Annotated in this window: 26 protein-coding genes and 1 pseudogene; 5 read left to right on the plus strand and 22 right to left on the minus strand. The window is 42.3% G+C overall.

What is annotated here, in order from left to right; all coding sequences use genetic code 11:
- Positions 1 to 111: 111 nt before the first annotated feature.
- Together RCG17_RS12455 and RCG17_RS12460 are read right to left on the minus strand one after the other, a co-directional pair.
- The gene (locus RCG17_RS12455) at positions 112 to 618 is read right to left on the minus strand and encodes a YwhD family protein (RefSeq protein WP_308175444.1); all 507 of its coding nucleotides are present in this window, start codon (positions 616 to 618) and stop codon (positions 112 to 114) included.
- A gap of 33 nt (positions 619 to 651) precedes the next feature.
- Complete coding sequence (locus tag RCG17_RS12460) at positions 652 to 1,329, minus strand: site-2 protease family protein (RefSeq protein WP_308175445.1); 678 nt, start codon at positions 1,327 to 1,329, stop codon at positions 652 to 654.
- 162 nt (positions 1,330 to 1,491) lie between these two features.
- Between RCG17_RS12460 and RCG17_RS12465 the strand changes: the two genes are divergently transcribed.
- Positions 1,492 to 1,677: a 2-hydroxymuconate tautomerase gene (locus RCG17_RS12465; protein ID WP_308175446.1), complete on the plus strand. Its 186-nt coding sequence runs from the start codon at positions 1,492 to 1,494 to the stop codon at positions 1,675 to 1,677.
- Between the two features lie 24 nt (positions 1,678 to 1,701).
- Here RCG17_RS12465 and RCG17_RS12470 read toward each other — a convergent pair whose 3' ends face one another.
- Complete coding sequence (locus tag RCG17_RS12470; protein ID WP_308175447.1) at positions 1,702 to 2,211, minus strand: YwgA family protein; 510 nt, start codon at positions 2,209 to 2,211, stop codon at positions 1,702 to 1,704.
- A gap of 33 nt (positions 2,212 to 2,244) precedes the next feature.
- Positions 2,245 to 3,543, minus strand: coding sequence for an HD domain-containing protein (locus RCG17_RS12475; RefSeq protein ID WP_308175448.1), 1,299 nt, complete (start codon positions 3,541 to 3,543; stop codon positions 2,245 to 2,247).
- A 203-nt stretch (positions 3,544 to 3,746) separates the two neighbouring features.
- On the opposite strand from RCG17_RS12475, the gene RCG17_RS12480 reads away from it, so the two are divergent.
- Positions 3,747 to 4,121 carry an SET domain-containing protein gene (locus RCG17_RS12480; RefSeq protein ID WP_308175449.1) on the plus strand — a complete coding sequence of 125 codons (375 nt, stop codon included), beginning with the start codon at positions 3,747 to 3,749 and terminating at the stop codon, positions 4,119 to 4,121.
- Positions 4,122 to 4,169: 48 nt separating this feature from the next.
- Here RCG17_RS12480 and RCG17_RS12485 read toward each other — a convergent pair whose 3' ends face one another.
- Positions 4,170 to 4,391 (minus strand): YuzB family protein, encoded by a 222-nt coding sequence (locus RCG17_RS12485; protein WP_308175450.1) that lies wholly within the window; start codon positions 4,389 to 4,391, stop codon positions 4,170 to 4,172.
- Between the two features lie 247 nt (positions 4,392 to 4,638).
- Between RCG17_RS12485 and RCG17_RS12490 the strand changes: the two genes are divergently transcribed.
- A complete protein-coding gene (locus RCG17_RS12490; protein ID WP_308175451.1) occupies positions 4,639 to 5,373 on the plus strand; it encodes an RsfA family transcriptional regulator in 735 nt (244 codons plus the stop codon).
- Positions 5,374 to 5,432: 59 nt separating this feature from the next.
- Here the strand turns inward: RCG17_RS12490 and RCG17_RS12495 are convergent, their stop codons facing one another.
- Both RCG17_RS12495 and pta read right to left on the minus strand, forming a co-directional pair.
- Positions 5,433 to 6,257 (minus strand): octanoyl-[GcvH]:protein N-octanoyltransferase, encoded by an 825-nt coding sequence (locus RCG17_RS12495; RefSeq protein WP_308175452.1) that lies wholly within the window; start codon positions 6,255 to 6,257, stop codon positions 5,433 to 5,435.
- A gap of 540 nt (positions 6,258 to 6,797) precedes the next feature.
- Entirely contained in the window at positions 6,798 to 7,769 is a 972-nt protein-coding gene (pta, locus tag RCG17_RS12500; RefSeq protein WP_308175453.1) for a phosphate acetyltransferase, read from the minus strand.
- Between the two features lie 238 nt (positions 7,770 to 8,007).
- On the opposite strand from pta, the gene hemQ reads away from it, so the two are divergent.
- Both hemQ and gerQ read left to right on the plus strand, forming a co-directional pair.
- Positions 8,008 to 8,751: a hydrogen peroxide-dependent heme synthase gene (gene hemQ / locus RCG17_RS12505; RefSeq protein ID WP_308175454.1), complete on the plus strand. Its 744-nt coding sequence runs from the start codon at positions 8,008 to 8,010 to the stop codon at positions 8,749 to 8,751.
- Between the two features lie 235 nt (positions 8,752 to 8,986).
- The gene (gene gerQ / locus RCG17_RS12510) at positions 8,987 to 9,466 is read left to right on the plus strand and encodes a spore coat protein GerQ (RefSeq protein WP_308175455.1); all 480 of its coding nucleotides are present in this window, start codon (positions 8,987 to 8,989) and stop codon (positions 9,464 to 9,466) included.
- Positions 9,467 to 9,504: 38 nt separating this feature from the next.
- Here gerQ and RCG17_RS12515 read toward each other — a convergent pair whose 3' ends face one another.
- From RCG17_RS12515 to fdnG, 15 genes and pseudogenes are all read right to left on the minus strand, one after another.
- Complete coding sequence (locus tag RCG17_RS12515; protein WP_308175456.1) at positions 9,505 to 9,876, minus strand: DUF423 domain-containing protein; 372 nt, start codon at positions 9,874 to 9,876, stop codon at positions 9,505 to 9,507.
- 18 nt (positions 9,877 to 9,894) lie between these two features.
- Entirely contained in the window at positions 9,895 to 10,146 is a 252-nt protein-coding gene (locus tag RCG17_RS12520) for a YwdI family protein (protein ID WP_308175457.1), read from the minus strand.
- Positions 10,147 to 10,303: 157 nt separating this feature from the next.
- Positions 10,304 to 11,695, minus strand: a complete 1,392-nt coding sequence (gene fumC, locus RCG17_RS12525; protein ID WP_308175458.1) for a class II fumarate hydratase — start codon at positions 11,693 to 11,695, stop codon at positions 10,304 to 10,306.
- 75 nt (positions 11,696 to 11,770) lie between these two features.
- Positions 11,771 to 12,789: pseudogene (locus RCG17_RS12530) on the minus strand (MoeB/ThiF family adenylyltransferase).
- Between the two features lies 1 nt (position 12,790).
- On the minus strand, positions 12,791 to 13,024 hold the full coding sequence (gene moaD / locus RCG17_RS12535; protein WP_308175459.1) for a molybdopterin converting factor subunit 1: 234 nt from the start codon (positions 13,022 to 13,024) through the stop codon (positions 12,791 to 12,793).
- Positions 13,017 to 13,481 carry a molybdenum cofactor biosynthesis protein MoaE gene (locus tag RCG17_RS12540; protein WP_308175460.1) on the minus strand — a complete coding sequence of 155 codons (465 nt, stop codon included), beginning with the start codon at positions 13,479 to 13,481 and terminating at the stop codon, positions 13,017 to 13,019. The genes moaD and RCG17_RS12540 overlap by 8 nt, the downstream gene beginning before the upstream one ends.
- Positions 13,482 to 13,510: 29 nt before the next feature.
- Entirely contained in the window at positions 13,511 to 15,430 is a 1,920-nt protein-coding gene (locus RCG17_RS12545; protein WP_308175461.1) for a molybdopterin biosynthesis protein, read from the minus strand.
- An 11-nt stretch (positions 15,431 to 15,441) separates the two neighbouring features.
- The gene (gene glp / locus RCG17_RS12550) at positions 15,442 to 16,674 is read right to left on the minus strand and encodes a molybdopterin molybdotransferase MoeA (protein WP_308175462.1); all 1,233 of its coding nucleotides are present in this window, start codon (positions 16,672 to 16,674) and stop codon (positions 15,442 to 15,444) included.
- Positions 16,656 to 17,279, minus strand: coding sequence for a molybdenum cofactor guanylyltransferase (locus RCG17_RS12555; protein WP_308175463.1), 624 nt, complete (start codon positions 17,277 to 17,279; stop codon positions 16,656 to 16,658). The genes glp and RCG17_RS12555 overlap by 19 nt, the downstream gene beginning before the upstream one ends.
- 90 nt (positions 17,280 to 17,369) lie before the next feature.
- Entirely contained in the window at positions 17,370 to 18,128 is a 759-nt protein-coding gene (gene tatC / locus RCG17_RS12560) for a twin-arginine translocase subunit TatC (RefSeq protein ID WP_308175464.1), read from the minus strand.
- A 44-nt stretch (positions 18,129 to 18,172) separates the two neighbouring features.
- A complete protein-coding gene (locus tag RCG17_RS12565) occupies positions 18,173 to 18,379 on the minus strand; it encodes a twin-arginine translocase TatA/TatE family subunit (protein WP_308175465.1) in 207 nt (68 codons plus the stop codon).
- A 132-nt stretch (positions 18,380 to 18,511) separates the two neighbouring features.
- Positions 18,512 to 19,327, minus strand: coding sequence for a formate dehydrogenase accessory protein FdhE (locus RCG17_RS12570; RefSeq protein WP_308175466.1), 816 nt, complete (start codon positions 19,325 to 19,327; stop codon positions 18,512 to 18,514).
- 270 nt (positions 19,328 to 19,597) lie between these two features.
- The gene (locus RCG17_RS12575) at positions 19,598 to 20,302 is read right to left on the minus strand and encodes a formate dehydrogenase subunit gamma (protein WP_308175467.1); all 705 of its coding nucleotides are present in this window, start codon (positions 20,300 to 20,302) and stop codon (positions 19,598 to 19,600) included.
- Positions 20,295 to 21,122, minus strand: a complete 828-nt coding sequence (locus tag RCG17_RS12580) for a 4Fe-4S dicluster domain-containing protein (protein ID WP_308175468.1) — start codon at positions 21,120 to 21,122, stop codon at positions 20,295 to 20,297. The genes RCG17_RS12575 and RCG17_RS12580 overlap by 8 nt, the downstream gene beginning before the upstream one ends.
- A 2-nt stretch (positions 21,123 to 21,124) precedes the next feature.
- Positions 21,125 to 24,103 carry a formate dehydrogenase-N subunit alpha gene (gene fdnG, locus RCG17_RS12585; protein ID WP_308175832.1) on the minus strand — a complete coding sequence of 993 codons (2,979 nt, stop codon included), beginning with the start codon at positions 24,101 to 24,103 and terminating at the stop codon, positions 21,125 to 21,127.
- Positions 24,104 to 24,146 lie beyond the last annotated feature (43 nt).

Raw genomic sequence — 24,146 nt, forward strand, 5'->3', positions numbered from 1 at the left:
TCTACGTGTTTGCGCCGTAGTAGTTCTAGTTTACTTTTTTTAACTATAAACAACAAGGGTATGTTATATAATTTTTGAAAAATTGTCACATATATTGAAGTTTTTTACAATTCATCCAATTGATAGCTTCTTTTTGAGTTCCTCTGAGGAGTTATTCCATAGGTCCGCATTATGATTCATGAGGAATTCTTTTAAAATCCCTTTTGATTTTTCGTCCATTTGATCAACGATAATATACCGTTTGAGTGCTTTGTCCAAGTAGTTTACATGCTCTGGAAGCGATTTATAGCCGCGGCGGATTTCACGGTCAATAGTCATTTCACAAGCAGTTACGCCTGCATAGTATGGCCCTTCTTCTTTTCGGTCAACGGTTACCCAAACGAGCCAGTATGGCTTTGCGTTTGGCGCTTCATTTTTATTGGGAAGAAATTTGATCCCTTTTTCAGTTGCGCTGCGGGCATGCATGGCACCGACATCGATGACGGCTTCTCCTGCCTCCACGTCGATAATTACAGGTGATACGTTATCAAGGCTTAAAGCACCTTTCCCAAACCCGCGGTGCCCGTCGGTAGGATCATTTTTAATAATATTAAACTGCATTTTTTTCTTTTCTGTCATAGGTTCTAAAAACGCCTCCTTTCATTCATAAAATCAACTTAGCTTAAATAAGTGAATAAAGAAATTATTCATACCACCTAACACATATGGGACAGTATGATTAAAAATCGGCCCAATGGTGTAGCTGGAGAGCGTTGGGATCAGGACAAGGATAAAAAAGATTAATGACCCCCACGATTCATACTGAGTCATTTTCGCTCTTGCATTGTTAGGCAACAGGTCCTCAATAATCCGATAGCCATCCAATGGCGGAAATGGTAGTAAATTAAAAATAAACAGAACGATATTTAACTGAATAAAGAGGTTAAAGAAGTCAGCAATGGCGGATGGGAGATGAACAACCGCTCCTGTTTTTACCAAACTATACCAAATTATAAATGCAAGCGCCGTTAAAATGAGATTGCTGAGTGGTCCTGCAACGGAGACAAGTACTCCTGCCAGGCGTGGCTTTTTAAAAAAGAAGCGATTGACTGGTACTGGTCGGGCCCAGCCGAATCCTGCCACAAAAATCAGAATCGTTCCAAACGGGTCAAGGTGCTTCAGTGGGTTTAGTGTTAGCCGGCCTTGATTCTTTGCCGTCATATCCCCAAACTTATAGGCAACATAAGCATGGGACAATTCATGAAAAGTAAAAGCAATAATCAGTGTGATGGCAACGTACGGAATCTCGCTTAATGGATAGGCAAGAAATTGCCCAAGTCCTTGATCCATATTGTTTCTCCTTCCTCCATGCCTTTATTGGAGTCTTTTTGTTTATTTTAAGTATACAGAAATCCCGTTTAAAAATAAAATAAAGGATTTTTCGCCACATCTTGCACTTTTCTACAATTAATGGGAAACTACAATCAGTCATGTTAAAAGGAGGGAAAACAAATGCCAATCGTTACAGTAAAAATGCTTGAAGGTCGCACTGATGATCAGAAAAAAGCGTTGGTTGAGAAGGTTACAGCAGCTGTTGTTGAAACAACAGGGGCATCTGTTGAAGCGGTTTCAATCGTCATTGAAGAAATGAAGAAAACTGATTACGCTGTTGCCGGCGTTCGTAAGAGTGATCTATAAAATAATAAAAGCTAAGCCCCAATATTATTGGAGCTTAGCTTTTTGTTTGAGTGTGCCAATATATTGATAGGCTTCGTCGATTTCTGCTTCTGTGTAGCGCTGGCTGCTTTTTAAGGTAAATACCTTGTTTGTGACTTCCTCTTTTGGAAGGTTATCAAAATATAAAACCGTCGAAACTAATTCGAGAAATCTAGCGTTTTGGTCATTCATGTCCACAAGGCAGCCGTCAAGCATCGGCATTTCCACCTCATTCAAACTTAAAAACTCTTTACCAGAGTCTGTTAAGGTATAACGGTATTGATAGTAGCCGCCCTTTTTTTCCTTCACTTCATTTAAAAATCCCATATTGCAAAGCTCTTCCACTCGGAGCGTTAATTCCTCCGAGTACGGACCGTAAAAGTGAAATTGAAATCTTTCTTGAAATGGAAAATCCATCTTTTTCGCAATATAGATCATCTTTTGCAGCTTTTTCCGTCCAATAATTTCACCCGCAGCCAATACTGCCTGCATCACTTTAGCGTGATCATTCAACAAATTTTGTCATCTCCTACAATTAGCCAATTTCGCTTATAGATCCAAAAGGGATTGTATCTGTTTTTTTATCGTCTTGTTTTTAGACATATCATAAATAAGATCAGCCGGATAATAGAGTTTGTGGTCCGTTCTTCTTTTTCCAGATATCGCATCAACAATCTCTGAGCCGCGCGATAATTCCTTTAACTCGCCATTTTTCATCAGCAAATGGATCGGGAGCCGTTCGCCCTCTTCGCCTGGACGGTAAAAGTCATAAGGCAAATCTGAGGATGAATCGACAACCAAATAGTAGTCCGGGTCAATTCCTGCTTTTGCAAAAAGAAGATTCAGTTCGCCCAGCTTTTTGTATTCCTTTGCCGGGTCAAATTCAACGTATTTATACAAATTACGATTCACAAAGCGGCTGCAAAGATCTTTTAAAATCGGATCCTCTTCATCTTGCCAAATTTGAAAATAATATAAAATCACAGACTCATCCAGCTTTAAATAGTCTGCTAATGAAACTTTTTCCTTAAAAAAAGAATAAAAGTGATGGGGATCAAGTTTGAAAGAATAACCACGTTCGTACAATGCTTTTGCACGGTGGAGAATTTTAATCAGGATCACTTCAGCCCCGCGTGATACAGGGTGGAAATAGACCTGCCAGTACATTTGGTAGCGGCTCATGATATAGTCTTCAACCGCATGCATACCTGTCTGTTTAATCACAACCTGATCCTCGCGCGGACGCATAACGCGAAGGATTCTCTCCATATCAAATTGACCATACGAAACCCCAGTATAATAGGCATCACGCTGCAGGTAGTCCATGCGGTCAGCATCAATTTGACTTGAGATCAAACTAATAATGAGCTTTTTCTCTGAAGTTTTGCCAATGACATCTGCCACTTTTTGCGGAAAGTCCGGGGCAACCTTTGTCAGAACTTTATTAACCTCGGTATCTCCGACTACAATTCTTCTTGTGAAATCTTCATGGTCAAGGTCAAAGACTTTTTCGAAGCAATGGGAAAAGGGGCCGTGTCCAAGGTCGTGAAGCAAGGCTGCACATAATGTTAGCATTCGGTCTGCATCATTCCACTCCGGTCTTCCGACGAAGACGTCATCGATGATCCGACGGACAATTTCATATACTCCCAGTGAATGGTTAAATCGGCTATGCTCTGCCCCGTGAAAGGTAAGAAACGTAGTTCCGAGTTGTCTAATTCTGCGCAAGCGCTGAAACTCTTTTGTGCCGATTAAATCCCAAATCACCCTGTCACGGACATGGATGTAGCGATGAACGGGGTCTTTAAACACTTTTTCTTCACTAAGTTTCTCTGTCGAATATGCCATTTGTATCCTTCTTCCTCATGTGCTTGTTTCTATTATATCCTCTATTTCTACGAGATTCATCCAAAATTCAACAAAATTCACCTAATGTTTTCGACACAGGCAGCAAGAACTTTGAAAAATGGGCAATTATACAAACAACAAAGACAAGCTGTCAATATAATAGTGTAACTTCTTATAAAACAGGGAAAGGAGGAACGAATGCAATGTCATCCATATATATAAAAGACACTCGAAAGTACGGCAGAGGTATATACGCAAAACAGGATATTAAAAAAGGTGAGCTGATTGAAGCTTCACCTATTATTATGATTAGTAAAAAAGATTGGGAGAAATACTTGGAAAAGACCATACTCTATAGTTATTGCTTCTATTGGGACGAAAATTTGGCACTTGCTTTAGGGTACGGCTCATTGTTTAATCATTCATACCAACCAAATGCGAGATTTCTTAATAATAAAGCAAATCTATCAATCGACTTTTATGCGCTCAGAGACATTAAAAAGGATGAGGAGATTACGGTAAATTATCATGGAGATCCTGAAGATGCTTCTCCCTTATGGTTTGACGTCATTCAGTAAACCTCTCCGCCGAATTTTTTGCAGAAAAAAATCACCTAAAATAGGTGATTATTTAATCTTTTTAGCTACCTTTTCCATTAATTCCTCTTCGGTTAAAGCAGCGACCGAACGGTTATTGACGAAGGCAAACGTCTTTTTTCGGCCGGGACCGCAGTAAGATTGGCAGCCAATCTTAATTTCTGCATCTGGATCGATCTCTTTTAGATGAGGAATTAATGTCTTTAAGTTAACGGCTTGGCAGTCGTCACACACACGAAATTCGTTTGACATTTTTTACAGCCCTTTCAACTTCTTCATTATATCTATATTATCCAACTTTTTAGTAAAAAATAAATCTACTTTAACTCCTTTGGTATTTTACATTTTCTTTCGAATGAAATCAAGCTGGACTAACTCTCTTATTTTCCCAAAAAAACTACTATCCTTCTATTCATTTTGGTATAAAGTGTGAATTTATTGGTCATCCTTAGACTAGAACTTTGAAAAACTAATGTAAATTGCAAGAGGAGTTGAAATTATGAAAGTTCGTCAAGATGCTTGGACAGATGAAAATGATTTACTTTTAGCGGAAACAGTTCTAAGACATGTCCGCGAAGGCAGTACGCAGTTAAATGCCTTTGAGGAGGTTGGGGATAAGCTTAATCGTACTTCTGCCGCTTGTGGATTCCGATGGAACGCAGTTGTGCGCCATCGCTATGAAAAAGCGTTGCAGCTAGCAAAAAAACAGCGGAAGCAAAGACAAAGAATTCTAGGAAAAGATCAAGGTGGCAAGAAAAAATTGCTTTACAGTCCACCAGTACCTGTTCAAGAGGAAATTGAGACAATCGTCGAACCTGCGAGTGTTGAGGTAATGGCAGAGTCGGCACCTGAGTTAACAATGGAAATGGCAACGGAGTCCTTTGCGGGATCATTGATGCAATCTTATGCGAATCAGTCCAACGGTAACATGACCCTTGATTCAGTCATTTCCTTTTTGGAAAACTTCAATCATTCCAATCTGCAAAACAATGCGTTAAAAAGCGAGAATGAAAGATTGAAGCGGGAAATAGCGGATTTACGGAAAGAAAATGAGCAGCTGGCCGCAAAAGTCAGTGACCTAGAACAAAATTCAGTTACCATTCAGGAAGATTACGAGACATTGATGAAAATCATGAATCGTGCTAGAAAACTGGTTTTATTTGAAGAGGAAGAAAGACCAGCTACTAAGTTTAAAATGGACCGAAATGGTAACTTAGAAAAGGTAGCGGAGTAAGGGTCAAAAGAGGAAAATTGGCAGAACATCCATTAAAAAAGCCGTAAATCGACTATGATTTACGGCTTTAATTTTTCGTTCCGTTCCACTACCCGCTGGTAATAGCCAGGGAAGATTTCCAGCTCGTACTCATTAAATGAACCAGAATATAAATGGCTGCTGAATTTTTTTAATTGCATGAGCAACCTTAGCATGATGTCAGAGATGGTAAACGGGATTTCGTACAGTTCTGATAGAGAAGCCATGACCTCCGGGACCACTTCAGGCGGGGTATACTTTATCAGCTCTCCTTGTTTGGCAATCTCGTAAAAATTTTTAATGAGCCGTGCACGCTCTTTGCCGCTGCCATTTACACATAGATAAATTTGGACAGCCACACCTTTTTTTAAACGGCGCTGAGAGATACCGGCGAATTTTTTTCCATGAATGCTTAAATCATAGCTTCCGGGACAATAGGAGCCAACGATTTCTCTTGCCTCGATTTGTTGCGGATAGTCAGTAAACATATTTTGAATTAACTGCCACATCGTGTCGTAACCGCGGTTGATGTCGATCCCTTTTTCTAATTTCGGCAGGATCAACGATATATTTAAAACCCCTTCATCCAATACGACCGCTAAACCACCTGAATTTCTGACAATAACCTGGAAGTTCTGTTCGTTTAAAAACTGAATGCCGGTCTCTAAGTTGGGCAGTTTCGTATCTTGGATGCCGAGGACAATGGTATTGTGATGGACCCACGTTCTGGCCGTAGCGGGTGCTTGTCCAGAACCAACTGAATTGCATAAGGTGTCGTCGGTACCGAATGATTGCAAGGCTTGAAAGTGGATGCCAACAGCGGATTGGTCGATGATGCGCCACTCTGGCTGGTGAAGCAATCCCATGACTTCAGCTCCTTTTTTTGGTTTATTATATCATTTATTATTTGGTCATTGGAAATGGACGGGATTTTATCCGCAAGATCTACGATTTTATCCGTAACTCTATTTTTATCCGAACTTTTTCCTCCTTTATCCGTACACCCTGATATATCCGTAAACTCCACCTTCTTTTCCGAACATATCCTTCTTTTATCCGAACTTTTTCCTCCTTTATCCGTACACCCTGATATATCCGCAAACTCCACCTTCTTTTCCGAACATATCCTTCTTTTATCCGAACTTTTTCCTCCTTTATCCGTACACCCCGATATATCCGTAAATTTCACCTTCTTTTCCGAACATATCCTTCTTTTATCCGAACTTTTTCCTCCTTTATCCGTACACCCTGATATATCCGCAAACTCCACCTTCTTTTCCGAACATATCCTTCTTTTATCCGAACTTTTTCCTCCTTTATCCGTACAATCCGATATATCCGTGAACCACCTCCATTTATCCGTAGAATCAAAAAAGCCGGCCGCAAAGGACCAGCTCCTAAACCTATTATAAAGTTTGTCCAGCCGTAATTAATGCCAGCTTGTAGACATCTTCTTCATTACAACCGCGTGATAAGTCGTTCACAGGCTGGTTTAAACCTTGAAGGATTGGGCCAACTGCTTCAAACTTACCTAAGCGCTGAGCAATTTTGTAGCCAATATTTCCTGCTTCTAGGCTTGGGAAAATAAAGACGTTCGCATCGCCTTGAATTGGTGAACCAGGTGCTTTGCTTTTTGCTACAGATGGAACAAATGCAGCATCAAATTGGAATTCACCATCAAGCACAAGCTCAGGTGCGCGGCGCTGTGCTTCCGCAACTGCAGCAGAAACCTTTTCTGTTTCCTCAGATTTTGCTGAACCCTTTGTTGAAAAACTTAACATTGCAACGCGTGGATCGACATCAAACATTTGTGCAGTTTTTGCACTTTCAATCGCGATTTCAGCAAGGTCGTTGCTGTCTGGTGCAATGTTGATGGCACAATCAGCAAACACATATTTTTCATCATCGCGAACCATGATGAATACACCAGAAGTTTTAGTCACGCCTTGTTTCGTTTTAATAATTTGGAGCGCAGGGCGAACCGTATCAGCTGTAGAGTGAGCCGCACCGCTGACTAAACCCTCTGCTTTTTTCAAATAAACAAGCATCGTTCCAAAGTAATTTTCGTCAAGCAGGATTTTACGCGCATCCTCTTCAGTCGCTTTTCCTTTACGGCGATCAACGAATGCAGCAACAAGTTCATCCATTCCAGCATAGCTTTGTGGATCATAGATTTCTGCATTATCAAGGTTCACACCTAGTTCACTTGCTTTTGCTTGCACAGCTTCGATATTTCCAACCAAAATAGGTGTTAAAAGTCTTTCTGTTGCCAAACGGCCGGCTGCTTTTAAAATCCGCTCATCCAATCCTTCTGGAAAAACAATTTTCACATTGCGACCGGAAATTTTTTGTTTTAATCCTTCAAATAAATCACTCACAATAATTCCTCCTTGCATTCGGTATGTATAAGTTTTTCTCCCTTTAATAGCATACTTTACCTATTTGATAATTCAAGCGAAAATATCGCTTCTACTAAAATTTTTTCTTTTCGAAAAATTTGTATCCTCGCACATGATAAGTTTTCGCTTAACGATGAGGTTTTATTCTCATAACTAATGGTGAAACTATGGTATAGTATGTACAATGAGCACAATTCTTATATAGGAGTGATTATAAATGAGTGAAGCAGCGCAAACACTTGATGGTTGGTATTGTTTGCATGATTTCCGCACTGTCGATTGGACAACCTGGAAGATGCTTTCAAGTGATGAACGCCAATCTACCATTCACGAGTTTTTAAGTCTGATTGAAAAATGGAATACGACCCAGGACCGTAACGAAGGCAGCCATGCCTTATATACAGTTGTTGGCCAAAAGGCTGACTTTATGATGATGATTATGCGTCCAACAATGGAAGAATTAAATGAAATTGAAACGGAATTCAACAAAACGAAGTTAGCAGAATTCACGGTTCCTGCTCATTCTTATGTATCCGTTGTGGAATTAAGCAATTATTTGCCGGCAACAGAGGACCCATATCAAAATCCGCAAATTTTAGCGCGCCTTTATCCTAAATTACCTAAAGCAAATTATGTTTGTTTTTATCCAATGGACAAGCGCCGTCAGGGAAATGATAACTGGTATATGCTTCCGATGGAAGATCGCAAAAAGCTGATGTACAGCCACGGGATGATTGGCCGCCAGTATGCCGGCAAAGTGAAACAGATCATTACCGGATCTGTTGGCTTTGATGATTACGAATGGGGCGTTACTTTGTTTGCTGATGATGTCCTCCAATTTAAAAAGCTTGTCTATGAAATGCGCTTTGATGAAGTAAGTGCACGCTACGGCGAGTTTGGTTCTTTCTTTGTTGGCAACATCCTAAAAGAAGAAAGAGTCTCAAGTTTTTTACAAGTATAAAATGAATCAAATCAAGCTCTTAGCCACAGGCTGGGAGCTTTTCTTTTCCCGGTCATATTCACCCCCTCGCCCACATACTATTTAAACAGTGATTGTTTCCAAATACTTCATTTCTTTTTCCCTAGCAAGATAGGTCCTCATTTAAAGAGAGGTGAGAATGTTAGATCTTACTTACCTGAGACCATTGTCCTTAGAAAAAGAGAATAACATATAGTTATTTTTAGGAGGGATCTTCATGAATCAGTATTACAATCCACAAGGATATCAAGGATATCCTAATGCACAGCGGCAACAAGGAATGCCATTTCCGAGCCAATCTGGCGGCTTTCCGCCAATGCAGCCCCAAAGCGGCGGAATGCCTGGAGGAGGAATGGCCCGCGGGATGCCAGGCGGTATGGGTGGCGGCGGTGCGGCTGGCAGCGTTCCAGGTATGCTGCCGCTTGAGCAGTCCTATATTGAAAATATTTTAAGGTTAAATAAGGGAAAATTAGTTCATGTCTTTACCACTTTTGAAAACAACAATCAGTGGAATGCAAAGGAGTTTGTGGGGATTATTGAAGCTGCGGGACGGGACCATTTGATTTTGAGTGACCCGCAAACCTGCGAACGGTATTTAATTCCGATGGTTCATCTAGATTATGTTACTTTTACTGAGGAAGTCGAATATGAGCAACAGTTTGGCGGAGGCGGTATGGCTACTTATCCGCCAAGATAAAGCAGGAGGATGACCACAATTGGTCATCCTCTTTTTCATTAAAAATGCTTTACAGCCCCAATGATCATCAAAATCCAGGCAGCTAAGAATGATACGCCGCCAAGTGGGGTGATGGCGCCTAAGATGCTTACTTTTGTCAGGCTTAGCAGGTAAAGACTTCCGCTAAATAAAATGATGCCAATGAGCATCAGCCATCCTGACCAGGTAAATAGGGAACTCGTCGCTGCTTTACCAAGAAGCATGGCAACCGCTAAAATGCCAAGTGCGTGGAACATTTGATAGGTAACACCTGTTTTCCAGATGTCCAAATAATGAGCATCCAGTCGATCCTTCAATCCATGTGCGCCAAACGCCCCCAGTGCCACGGCCAAAAAGGCATTGATCGCTCCAACAATAATAAAAACCTTCATTTCTCTTTTCCCCTCTCACTAAAAATCAAATAACGAATCACCGTTCGATTCTTCATCCACCACTAATTTTTTTGGAATCATTGGCTGCTGAATAAACCCCTGTGTTGTTACTTGTAATGGGGCTGGTGACTCCCTTTTTATCTGTTTTTCATCCAAAATGAGCTCGCACAATGTTTTAATCGAGTAAACCTTTTCCTGCAAGTTTTCCTTCTTAACAGTTGCGAGTTCTTCTTCCATTTTCGCTAATAATTTTTGAACGGAAATATTCATTCATCAGGCACCCCTCAATCTCCATTTTATTGTACATGATATGGACGAAACGTTCGAATGATATGTATTAGCCGACAATATTTTCCTGTTCCACGTGAAACAAGTCGAAATGTGCATGAAAAAGGCTCATTTCCTTGGGAAATCAGCCTTTACGTCCTTACTCCCCTTCAGGACGAATCATTTTTTCCGGTCTTACCATTTGATCAAATTCCTGCTCCGTCAAAAAGCCACTCTTCAATGCTGCTTCTTTTAGCGTTGACCCTTCTTTGTAGGCTAATTTAGCAATCGTTGCTGCTTTTTCATAGCCAATATGAGGATTAAGCGCTGTCACAAGCATCAGCGAGTTTTTGAGATTTTGTTCAATCACGCTCAAATTTGGTTCTATTCCTTTTGCACAATGATCATCAAATGAACGAATAGCGTCAGCCAATAAGGTCACAGATTGAAGAAAATTATAAATAATGACGGGTTTAAAAACATTTAACTCAAAATTACCTTGGCTTGCCGCAAAGCCAATCGTACTGTCGTTGCCCATGACTTGACAAGCGACCATCGTCATCGCTTCCGTTTGCGTTGGATTGACTTTACCGGGCATAATTGAACTTCCTGGTTCATTTGCTGGAATTTTAATCTCTCCGATGCCGCTACGCGGCCCGCTTGCCATCCACCTCACATCATTTGCTATTTTCATAAGGTCTGCGGCCAATGCCTTCAAGGCACCATGTGTAAACGTGATTTCATCATGGCTTGTTAACCCATGAAATTTATTGGGGGCAGAAATAAATGTTTTGCCAGTTAAAGAGCTAATTTCCGCCGCAACCTGATCACCAAAATGAGGAGGTGTATTTAATCCCGTCCCAACTGCCGTTCCCCCAATGGCGAGCTCTTTCATGAAATGAACACTTTGCTTGATCATTTCCTCATTCTTTTCAAGCATTCGCTGCCAGCCGCTAACCTCCTGGCCAAGTGTCAATGGAGTTGCATCCTGGAGATGGGTTCTGCCGATTTTAATGATATCTTTAAAATCAGTCACCTTTTGCTGCAGCGTCTTTTTTAAACCTTCTAAAGCAGGCAGCAAGCCGTCCTCTACAGCCAGGACAGCGGCAATGTGCATCGCGGTTGGAAAGGTATCATTGGAGCTTTGGGAACGATTGACATCATCATTGGGATGAAGCTTAAGGCTCTTGCCCTTTTCCGCTAATAACTGATTCCCGCGATGGGCAATCACTTCATTTACATTCATATTGGTTTGGGTCCCGCTTCCTGTTTGCCATACAGCAAGAGGAAATTGATCGTCCCATTTTCCTCTTGCAATTTCATCTGCCGCAGCAGCGATGGCATCCGCTTTATCTTTTTCTATCTTACCCAATTTTTGATTTACAGAAGCGGCGCACCTTTTAGTCATGGCCAAGGCATAAACGACTTGTAGGGGCATTTTTTCGATGCCAATCTTAAAATTTTGGAAGCTGCGCTGTGTTTGCGCCCCCCATAATTTGTCTCTTGCCACTTCAATCTCACCAATAGAATCTTTTTCAATTCGAACATTCATATATTCACCTTCGATCATATTAGGCTAAACTAATGAGGATGCCCCAATAGACATCCTCTCTAGTTTATGCTTTTCTTACCCTAATATTCGTTGATAGACAGATTTCGCATGGGTTAAATCCTTTGTACCGTGGATCAGGGCGCGGCCATCTTTAAAAATCACGATACGCTCGGGATCGATATCGACTGACAAGAGATAAGGGTTCCCTTTCACCTGAAGTCCAAGGCCCCCCAGTTGCTGTGCCAGCTGTTCAAGCGAAATCTCTCCAGGACTCGACGGACGAATTTGCACCGTATCACGGCCGCACAGCACCGTGGTTTTCGTCATATTTTCATAATCCAGGTATGGATAGGTTGGGTTTTCCCCACAAGATAAACAGCCAGCAAACTTGGCCTTGGACATTTTCATTGTTGTATATTGATTACGCCATAGATCAAAACTGACAAAGGTCGAGCGCACTGCATCCCAGTCCTCGGCTAGAATTTTCAAGCTTTCAGCCGTTTGATGGGCAATCACCATTTGGACGGCAGGGCCAATAATCCCACCCGTATCACATGTCATTCCTTGAAGCGGAATCGTTCGCAGCAAGCAATTTAAGCATGGTGTTTTTCCAGGGATAATCGTAAAACTCATGCCAAAACTTCCAACACAGGCACCGTAAATCCACGGAACCTTGTACTTTTGCGAGACATCGTTGATCATCATTCTTGTTTCAAAATTATCGGTGGCATCTATGATCAAGTCCACATCAGAGACTAATCCTTCTAACACTCCAGGGGTGGCATCGCCAATGATCGCCTGCACTTCAACCTCAGAGTTAATCACCGCAAGGCGCTTCTTTGCCGCTGCTGCTTTCGGAAGCTTTTCAGCCACGTCCTCTTCGGTGTACAGCTGCTGGCGCTGCAGATTGCTCTCCTCGACATAATCACGGTCAATGATCGTTACTTTTCCCGCACCTGCGCGTACAAGTACCTCGGCATTGCCTGAGCCAAGTGCCCCGGCACCAACGATCAGCACATGTTTACTCTTGATTTTTGCTTGACCCTCTTTCCCAATGCCGGAAAAAGAATCTGCCGTGAATAACGCTCGTTCATCTCAACCACCACTGACTGGCGGGATAAAAGCAATGGTGTCTCCCTCGTTGATGATTTCATCATCTTGAGCAAATTCCTCATTGATGGCCGTCATAACCGTATCCATTTTCGCCAGTTTATAATTTTCCGTGACTTCTGCCTTCAATGCTGCGACTGTTTTACCTGCAGCATCCATTTGCACTTCTTCCGCACCAACAGCATCGCGCAAGTGGGCAAAAAATAATACTTTATTCATGTAAATTCTCCTCTTGAGGCTTACCGGTCGGGTAACTGACTGTTTCCAGCTGATTGCCAATCCAGCTATCGCCGTTTTCCCAATGTTCTTTTTTCCAGATTGGCACAATTTGTTTGATTCGTTCGATCGCATAACGGTTTGCTTCATAGGCATCAGCGCGGTGCGGCGTTGAAACAGCAATGACAACAGCAACATCGGTTATGTCCAAATGGCCGACACGGTGGGTAATGGCCACCTTGGCATCAGGCCAGCGTTCGCCGATTTCTTTACCAATTTGCTCAAGCTTTTTCACGGCCATACTTTCATAAGCTTCATAGATTAAAAATAACGTCTTTTTGCCGTGCGTTAATTCGCGAACCGTTCCAATAAAGGTGGTGATCGCACCAGCTTCACGTTCCACTACCTTATCTATGACCGCTTGAATATTAATTGGCTCTTTTGAAATTTCATAGTTCATAAGATCCCGCCTTCCATTGGTGTATCATACTATACCGACTTAGGAATATCTGTTGCGACAACCTCGTAGCCGCCAATCCTTTCCACACTGCTTTTAAAGGAATCTGACAAAATCACATTTCGGAGTATTTTCCCTTTTTCACTTTCAAAAAAGGCTCTTGTCATGATCAAATCATATTCCTCATCTGCAACTGGAATAAAGGAAAGCCCCATTGCCTTTGCAGCAGGATAAATTCCGAGGCCGGCTGCTTCCCGGTCACCATCCACTTCAGCAGCAACCGCTAAGTGAGAAAACATTTCCCTTCTGTAGCCATTGATTTGGTCTGCCTCTAGCTCCGCCTCATTTAGCAAGAGATCAAAGAGAATTCTTGTTCCTGCCCCTTTTTGGCGGTTAACAAAATGTGCCGCTTTTTCAACGAGGTCCTGGACCTTTTCAATTCCAAGTGGGTTGCCTTCAGGGACCATCCAGCCTTGTTTTCTTTTTAAAAATGGATAAAGGACAACGTCCATACCTGCCATTAGTCTTTTTACATATGTAACATTATATTGCTTTGTTTTCGGATCGAGCAAGTGAATACCCGCTACATGTGCTTCGCCTTTTCGGATTGCCATAAGCCCCGCCATACTGCCAACGTGGGAAGAAACAATACTCATTTCATGCTTTCTTTCCTTGAGCTCAACCGACAATAAATCGATCGTTAAATCGTGGCTGCCGCAAAACACAATCGCATTTTTGATTTCCTCTAATGGGCGCAACAGCTCGATTTCTACTGTTTCCCCTTGCTCATAGCCAATCAAGTCTGGTGGTACTACGAGCATGCCGTCCGCACGAACATATGACATCGTTACGCCTGCTGCCCTTGTTAAGGGATTTGCAATATATTGTCCATTTACATAGCCAATGGTCATCCGTACCCAATCTTCTTGGCCCATCGTCGAAACAATTCTCCGTCCCAATGTAACGGGAACGGTCTGCCTTTTTGGCTCAGGAATTTGTAAATAATCACAAATCAAGGGACGGACGAACCATTCCAAGGCAAGATAGGCTGAAACCGGATAGCCTGGAACACCAACAATAATTTTGCCATTTATTTTTCCTAAAATGGCTGGTTTACCTGGCCGTGCGGCGACACCATGGGTATACACCGTGCCTAATTCTTCAATCATATGTACCGTATAATCCTTTGAACCTGCAGATGAGCCGGCATTGATGACCACAATGTCAGAGCTTTCAGCTGCCTCGAGCAATGCTTGTTTAATATGCTCAGGCTGGTCCAAAACAATATCATGAAGCTTTGGCTCCCCGCCCCAGTCTTTGATGAAGTTAGCAAAAACTGTGCCATTAAATTCAACAATCTTTCCATCGGCAAGCTGCTCTTCTGGTGTAATAAGTTCACTCCCTGTTGGAATAATCGTCACAACTGGTTTTTTAATAACCGAAACGGATGTTGCCCGTGAGGCCAGCAGCACACCTAGGTCAGCAGGCCTTAATTTATGACCCTGCGGAAAAAGCATTTCTTCCTGGACAATATCTTCGCCAATTGGGCGGATATGCTGCCACGGCGTTGCTGGTTCAATAATTTCAATCGTATGTTCGTCAATCATATTAACATGTTCAATCATAATAACCGCATCAAAAGGTCGTGGAAGGGCGTTGCCTGTATTCACATAGACGAACTGGTCTCCCAAGGTTAGGTGCAGCGGATGCTGTTCGTGTGCACTGTAAGTGTCCTCCGCTACGACCGCAATTCCGTCCATTGCCGATGCATGGTAATGCGGAACGGAAATTGCTGCAAAAATCGGCTCCGCCGTTACCCGGCCAAGTGCTACTGTGGTCGGGATGTTCTCTATTCCAAAGGGCAAATCGAAGGCTTTTAGCAATTCTTGTTTTGCTTCCTCCCGGGGTTTGTCCTGCAAGTAAATTTTGCGTTTATAGCGTTCTTCAATCATATATGCTCCCCCTATCGTGACAAAATAACTGGGACGTATTCGCCCTGTAAAATACCCTCTTTTTCTGAATGGATTTCGACAATCCCGTCACTTTTGACAAGTGTTGTTATCAGTCCCGACTTTCCGATAATCGGCTCTGCCCACCACTCGCTATCCTTTTCCAATAATTTCACTCGGATATAATCAGACCTGCCTGGGGCGGACGGAATATTTTTCGTTATTTTGGCAAAAACACGGTCAGGCTTCTTTTCAAGCGTTTGGCCCGACAGCTTTTTCAAAATTCTTTCACCAAACAAACGGAAGATAATCATCGCTGAGGCTGGGTGTCCCGGTAAACCGATGACTGGCTTACTGTTTGCCAATGCCAGAATGGTTGGCTTTCCTGGTTTAATCGAAATGCCATGAACGAATACTCCCGGGTCACCAAGTGACTGAATCACTTCGGTGGTATAATCTTTGGCACCGACTGAACTTCCGCCTGAAAGGATTAAGCAGTCAACCTCATTATAGATTTCCTGTGCCTTTTGTTGGAAGATCTTGTAATCATCTTTCACAATCCCGCCATAAACAACATCGATGTCCCACTCGTTAGCCAGCCCAGCAATTGTCAGATGGTTGATATCACGAATTTGCCCAACTTCAATTGTTTTTGTTTCAAATGGGACAATTTCATCCCCGGAAGATAGGTAGCCGACCTTTAAGCGGCGAAACACGGTAACTTCTGTGACTCCCAATGCTGCGATAGCCCCTAATTCCTGCGGACGCAATTTTGTTCCGGCTTCAAGAAGAACTTCGCCTTCTTTTATATCTTCACCTTTACGGATGACATTCTCACCAGGTGCTACTTGTTTGTATGTATTTAGGAGCCCATCAATATCCTCGCAATGTTCGATCATGATAACGCTGTCACTTTTAGGAGGTAGCATTCCTCCTGTTGGAACATAAATCGCCTGGCCTGATCCAACTGGATGGCTTGCCATTTCTCCCATTTTTACTTCGCCAACCATGTTTAAAAACCCTGGCATGGATTCTGATGAGCCATAGGTATCACTTGCTCTAACCGCATAGCCGTCTACTGTGGAGCGGTCGAACCCTGGAACGTTCTCGGTGGCGATGATCGGCTCTGCTAGAATATAGTGAAGCGCGTTTTCCAACTTCCTGACTTCTGTTTTTTGGGTTACCGGAATTAGTTCATCAATCATTTGAAATGTTTCTTCCACTGTTTTCACTTTAAAAAATTGCATGGTGTTAATTCCCCCTTTCCCGAGTGTTTGTCTTGAGCTAATTGTAACGCTTCTTCATACTCATGTGGTTGGTTCATATTAAAAAAAATCCTCTCAAAATTGTCATCGACCTTTAATTCCTGTTCAGTTACGTAAAGGACGTTCACCTCATTGAGCAGATCTTTCATACGAAGTTTATCATTTTTAATCTTTTCTTCAATTACATCAATTAATGTCTTTTTATACACGGCAAACAAGGGCTGCTGCTTGCCGCCAATAACAGGAATAACCGCATCGTAATGATGGCTTTTTTCGATGAGGACCCTAGCTAGTTCTGCTGAAACAAATGGCATGTCACAGGCTGCACTAACATTGACCTCATAAGGTGAGGCAATTAATCCGGCATGTATTCCGGCGAGGGGTCCTTTTCCAGGGAAATAATCCTTGACGGTTTTTATCCCTAAAAAATGATAATGATCGGGGTCATTGGTAACGAGAACTGGATGGGGAAAATCAGGGCGTAAAACATTTACGATTCTTTCCACGTTGGGCGTATCCTGAATTTTTAATAATGCCTTGTTTGTTCCCATTCTTGTTGATTTTCCGCCGGCTGAAGATGATGGCACCTGCGTTCATTTTTGCGCCCTCCTTATTTAGAGAATCCGTGAAATGTCATAAAATAGTTCCCAAAGCGGGAACTATTTTATGGGAATAAATTAAGCTTGAACAGAAGGCTGGTCATCTTCTTCCTGTTCCTCGAGGCTTTGTTTTTTTAGTTTTCTCTTATAAACAATTTTTGAGAGCAATGCGCTTATTTCATAGATTAGAATTAATGGTATCGCAACTGAGATATGAGAAATAAATTCAGGCGGTGAAATCAGAGTTGCAATAACAACCAAAACAAAATACGCATATTTTCTTAACTTCGTCAACGTATACGGATTAACAATCCCTAAAGAAGTCAGAAACATCATCACCAATGGCAATTCAAAGGCGATCCCAAACGGCAAGGTAATGTTCATTAAAAAGCCAAAGTAATTCTCAGCAGTAAAGCTTGTCATCATCATATTTGAAGCAAGGTTTGTCAGGAATCTTAAAATATTAGGGAAGATGAAGAAGTATCCAAATGAGATTCCACCAATAAACAAAATAAATAATGCTGGGATATAGGCTAATGCTACTTTTCTTTCCTTTGGGTGAAGGCCGGGTTTAACAAATAACCAAATTTGCCAAGCTGCAACCGGAATGGTTCCGGCAAAAGCAACGACTGCGGCAAGTTGAAAATAAATCCGAATCACATCACTGGGTCCTAATACAAGGAGCTTTTGATGCAGATTTCCCATAAAGAATGTATAAATATCATTTACATACATAAAACCGATCACGAGAAAGATCACAAAAGCAACACCAACAATAATAATTCTTTTACGTAATTCATCTAAGTGGTCGACAACATTAAGATTTTTTTCTGTCACTTTTGTCACCCCCTTCCTTAATCCCAAATCAGATTAGAGTTGCTTTATTTTGCTTTTTGGTCAGGTTCTGATTTTACAATTTTTACAACGTTGTCTTTTTCATCTTCAATTAATCCTGCTGTTGAATTTTTAAATTCTCTTAATGTTTGTCCTACAGCTTTTCCAAGCTCAGGAAGTTTTTTAGGGCCAAAGACAACTAGTGCAATAACTAAGATGATAACTAATCCAGGAACACCGATATTTGATAACATATTCATTCACTCCTCAACATTTATTTAGATTGTTGATTTCCGCTCCAGATGCGAGCGGTTCGCGGGCGTTCCGGCGAGCCTCCTCGGAGTCTTCGCACCTTCCGCTCCAATCAACAATGAGCTAAAACTAGCTTAATTTTTATTTAAATCCTTTTTCTCGACTGCTGCCAGATAGCCGTTTTCCTGGGCAATAAAGTCAAGATGGAGGGTTGTCAAGTCCAGCATGTAGCTTTCCGGCTTAGCGAGATATTGTCTTGTATCAATCATTTTTGTATAGCCATGGCATTCTTCGCACACTTGAATTTGCGATGCTGGATCTTCTTCAATCGTAAGAAAGCGAATGGTCTCGTGGTTTTTATTTCCACAATGACAACAAGTCAAACGATTTACGTTCCAGTGAAAAAGACAGCGCGGACAATGGACAACCTTTTTGCCCTCTCCTTCAAGCTGCGATAATCTTACGGGTTCGCCGCAGACAGGACAGCCTGATCCCGGCAGCCAATCGTCAACTTTACTTTGAACTTTATCAGCAAGAACTTGTAAATATGGGCGAACAGCCATTTCAGCCACAAATGGCAGAAACCATTCATCTATCTGATTTTTCTCGGCAAATTCATGAAAATAGATATGGTTACATGAGATTGCCGCTTCGATCCAACTCTTGGCCATTTCTTCATTCATTATACTATTTACTATTTGTTCACTGCTAGATGAACTCTGACTATTTGGATACAAAAATTTGGCTAATTCCTTTATCCATTTTATATATAGGGGAAAATCAAATTGAAAGGAAGTTAGCGATACAACCGGTATGCCTGCTTGAAGGGCAGCTTTGTCCAATTTTGGTTGGACCGCTTCTGGGTTTAATTCCTTTTTCCATTCTTTTTGTAAGTCCTGGATTGATTGATGAAGTGCTTTATACTCCTTCGAAACAACAGTTGTTTTCATCGCACTAAATCCTTTCTGGTAGTTTGGCTGCGTTAAATGGGTGGTTGATTTCCGCTCCGGGCACTTGCTTTCCGCGGGGAGGTCCTGGAGCCTCCTCGGCGCTTTGGCGCCTGTGGGGTCGGAAGACGCCTCTTCATCCCGCAGGAGTCTGCGCGCCTTCCGCTCCAATCAACATCGCTAAAAATCAACAATTTCCTTTAACACAGCCTAGTTTTAAAGGAACGGCTGCGCAGACTTATCAGCCATTCCTTTAGATACTATTTTACTAGCTTAAGCGCCTTTTTCTTTTTTCTTTGAGCCTTTGTCGATTTTAGGGAAGTTTCCTTTTGCTACTTCTTCATCGTACCAGTCTGTGTGATGTTCTCTTGCCCACCATGCAGGGACCTCACCAGTGATTACTCCAGTATATCCTGGTCTTGAGTTTTTATGAACAACACTCAAATAGACATGGCCAACAACGACTGCAATCGCAAGACCAAAACCGATATCATGGAAAAGGTATCCCCACTGAACAACCGCTCTTGGGAAATATTGCGAGAACCACATTGTGATGCCTGAGCAAATAATCATCAGTGCACATAAAACTTGAAGCATTGAGTTCACTTTTTCACCAGCATTGTAAAATGTTTGGCGGACATGTTTAAATTTAAACCCGAAAAGATCCTTCACAAACTCAGTGAAAAATTGAACATCACGTTTTTTCCATGTGATTAGCTCTTTCATCCAAAGGGCTAATCCTTTAGGATCCATAATTAAATAAATTATTGTTGGTGTCACAAAGATGCATGCAAAAATCCGATGAAGCAATCTAGCATTTGCCGGTCCGCCAAGAACAGGAAATAACCAGCTAAAGGAATGGGCGTACATTGGCAAGGCCGTAATATAGAGTGCTAAAAATGAAATAGCATTCACACCATGCGCAACAACAAACCCTTTAGAAAAACGACGTACTTTCACTCCGCTTCTATTACTCATCACTTTCACCTCCGTCTTCCACCTGACTATTTGCTGCTTTATTAAACAGCCTGTTGGTAATAAACGCACCGACAACAGCCATTGTAGTAGCCCCAAGCATCATCTTTCCAATTGGCTGTGCATAGTCTTTCCAGGCTAACGCAGACATTGGAACCTTTGGATCTTCAGGCAGACCATAAACGGAAGGTTTTTCTGCTAAAACATAGATTGTATTCGTTCCACCTACACCTGATGGATTATAAATTTGTGCATTAGGGAAACGCCCCTTTACTTCCTGCAAGCGTTGCTGTGCTTTTTGAAGCATGGCCGTTTTTTCACCAAACTGCAGCGAACCTGTATGACAAGTCGTAACGCACGCAGGCTGCAGGCCCTCTTCAAGACGATCCGTACACATTGTACATTTTTGTGACTTGCGATATTCCTTGCCATATTGATCCTCGTATGTTTTCAAGGATATCACTTCAAAAGGACAGTTGTTCACACAATAGCCGCAGCCAACGCATTTATCATGATCGATTACAACTGTGCCAAATTTTGTATAACTGATGGCATCTTCAGGACAAACCTTTTCACACGCAGCATCATGACAGTGGAAGCAGGTTGAATGGCGGAATAAATATTCCAGACTTCCTGATCCATTTACATGCTCAATGTATTGCAGGTTATTCCAGGTATCTGCTGTAACATTTTTATGGGCTTGGACACTGCCAAGGAAAGCCTCAGGTTCTGCTGGAAGGTCATTCCAGTTTTTGCAAGCAACCATGCAGGCACGGCAGCCATCACATTTGGTAACATCAACAAATTTTGCATATTCCGGCATCCTTAGGCCCTCCTTACGTCACAGAGGAATGCTTTAAATTCCGGAATGAATGAATTTGCATCCCCAATATGTGGTGTCAGTCTGTTTGCTGAATCCCCGGTAGCATAGCCCTTGAAGCCGAAATGCCATGGCATACCGATTTGATGAACTGTTTTACCATCCACCATGAAAGGCTTAAAGCGTTTTGTTACCATTGCAAATGCTCTGATTTCACCACGTGCTGAGCTGACAATGACTGTATCTTTATTTTTAATGCCTTTTTCTTTCGCCAATTCTTCACTAATTTCAATGAACATATGACCGGCAAGCTCTGAAAGCCACTGCTGGTTCCTTGTCATTGTACCTGATTGCCAATGTTCACTGACACGGTAGTTCGTAGCGACAATCGGGAATTTATCATTATCCCCTTTTAAATTAAAGTCGCCCTGAATCACGACAGCTGCAGGGTTCAGTTTCTGGCTTGAGAAAGGATTTGTATTAACAGGGCTTTCAAATGGTTCATAATGCTCAGGGAATGGACCATCATTTAAAGTTGGCGCAAACATTAAAGCCACTCCGTCTTTATTCATCATAAAGGCACCTGTTCCTTCTTGCGCGGATGGTGCAGTGTCGGCTTTAAAGTCAGGAACGTCGTTTCCAACCCACTTATTCTGTAAGGCATCCCACCAAATAACTGCTTTGTCTTTGCTCCATGGCTGTCCACTTGCGTCTGCTGCCGCACGGTTGTAGATGATTCGGCGGTTCATCGGCCATGCAAATGACCAGTTTAGGAAGTTGGCATTGCCTGTGTCTTTATTATCACGGCGCTGTGAAAGGTTTTTGCCTTCTGCCGGATAGAAACCGGAATAAATCCAGCAGCCACTTGATGTTGAACCATCAGCTTGCAGAGCTCCAAAGCCAGGAAGCAATTTTCCAGTTTTCAGGTCGTAACCGTTGATTTCTTTTGCGACAAGGTCAATATCAACTTCGTCACCTTTTCCAAAGTTCCAAGTTAGGGCCTGAATTGGCTTGTCAGCTGTTTTAGTGCTGTTTGTATATAATTCTTTGATCCGAAGTGCAAGCTCGTGAATAACTTCAAGGTCAGGCCTTGCCTCACCTCTTGAATCAATAGCTTTCCAGCGGTATTGCATCCAGCGTCCGCTATTAGAAATACTTCCTTCTTTTTCATACGAGGATGATGCCGGAAGGAGGAATACTTCGGTATTAATTCTGTCAGGAACACTGCCTGCTTCTTTTTGCCAGAATGCAGATGTTTCTGTTTCCCAAAGGTCAATTGCCACCATCCACTTCAGGTTTGCCAGGGCTTCCTTCTCTTTTCCGGCGTTCGGACCGCCGACGATAGGATTTGTTCCAAAAAGGAATGCTCCCTCGATCTGTCCCTGGTACATCGCATTAAATAGATTAATATGTGAATAGTTTTTATTGCCTTTTGGCATGAATTGATAGCCAAACTCGTTGTCTGCTGTTGCATTATCGCCATACCATGCTTTCAAGAGGCTGACAATGAATTTTGGTTTATTGCTCCAATAACCGCTTGTTGGTGTTTCTTTTGTGATAAAGCCTTGCAGCGTCGTATGCTCCGGTACTGTTGCTTTTGGTGTTGGCAGGTATCCCGGAAGGTTATCATATAACAACGCAAAGTCTGTTGAGCCTTGTACGTTTGATTCACCGCGCATGGCGTTAATTCCTCCGCCAGGAAGGCCAATGTTACCAAGTAATAGCTGAAGAATAACGTATGCACGAACATTTTGCGTTCCAACCGTATGCTGGGTTGTGCCCATTGCATAGAGAATCGTACCTGATTTCCCTACCTTGCTTGTTGCACAGAAGGTTTCGCAAACTTTTAAGTAATCTTCTTTTGGTGTTCCTGTTACTTTTGTAACGGTATCAGCATCATAACGGGAATAGTGCTTTTTCATTAATTGGAATACTGAACGCGGATTTTCCAGCGTTTCATCAATCATTGGTTTGCCATCCGGAGTTGTTTGCCATGCCCAACTCGTTTTATCATAGGCACGTTTAGCTGAATCATAGCCAGTAAACAGGCCATCCTTGAAGTCGAATCCATCCTTAATAATGAACCCGGCATTTGTATATTTAGCGACATACTCTTTATGAATAAGATTGTTATTAATTGCATAATTAATCATCCCGCCAAGAAACGCAATATCCGTTCCTGAACGAAGCTTGGCATATACGTCAGCTTGTGAGGATGTTCTCGTAAAACGAGGGTCGACAGAAATAATTTTTCCGCCCTTTTCTTTGGCTTTCGTCAGCCATCTAAAACTGATTGGATGGTTTTCAGCAGGATTTGCACCCATAATGAGCGCAACATCGGTATGCTGCAAATCATTCCAGTGGTTTGTCATTGCTCCACGTCCAAACGATGGTGCCAGACCGGCAACCGTAGAACTATGTCATATTCGTGCCTGGTGCTCTAAATAGGTGACACCAAGCCCTTTCATTAATTTAGCCAACAAGTAAGTTTCTTCGTTATCAAGGGCTGCACCGCCAAGACTTGCAATTTTCTCCGTCTTGTTTACAGTTACCCCGTTTTCCACTTCTACAAATGACGCATCACGAGTTGCTTTTGCCCGCTTGGCAATCGTTTCAAGCATCCAATTCCAGGACTTTTCTTCCCACTTGCTGCTTCCTGGCGCACGGTATAGTGGCCTTGTTAGGCGTTTCTCAGATGTATATAACTGTCTAATTGTTGTACCTTTACTGCAAAGTGTTCCCTCATTAATTGGGTGATCGGGATCACCCTCCGTATAAACGACGGTGTTGTTCTTGGTGTGGACTAAAATCCCACAGCCCACGCCGCAAAAGCAGCAAATCGTCGGTGTCACTGTTGCTTTTGCAATTTTTAACTCTTTCGTCTGGGCATATGCTTTCTTTTCATTGAAGCCAAGCTCAGCAACTGCCAAGGTTGCAGCTGCAGCACCGGATAGTTTCAAAAACTGCCGGCGGCTAAGATTCATTTCCTCCATCTCTCGTAGCTCCTTCCCATCTTTGGTGTAACTC

Source organism: Neobacillus sp. PS3-12, assembly GCF_030915385.1.
Taxonomy (GTDB): domain Bacteria; phylum Bacillota; class Bacilli; order Bacillales; family Cytobacillaceae; genus JAEVLT01.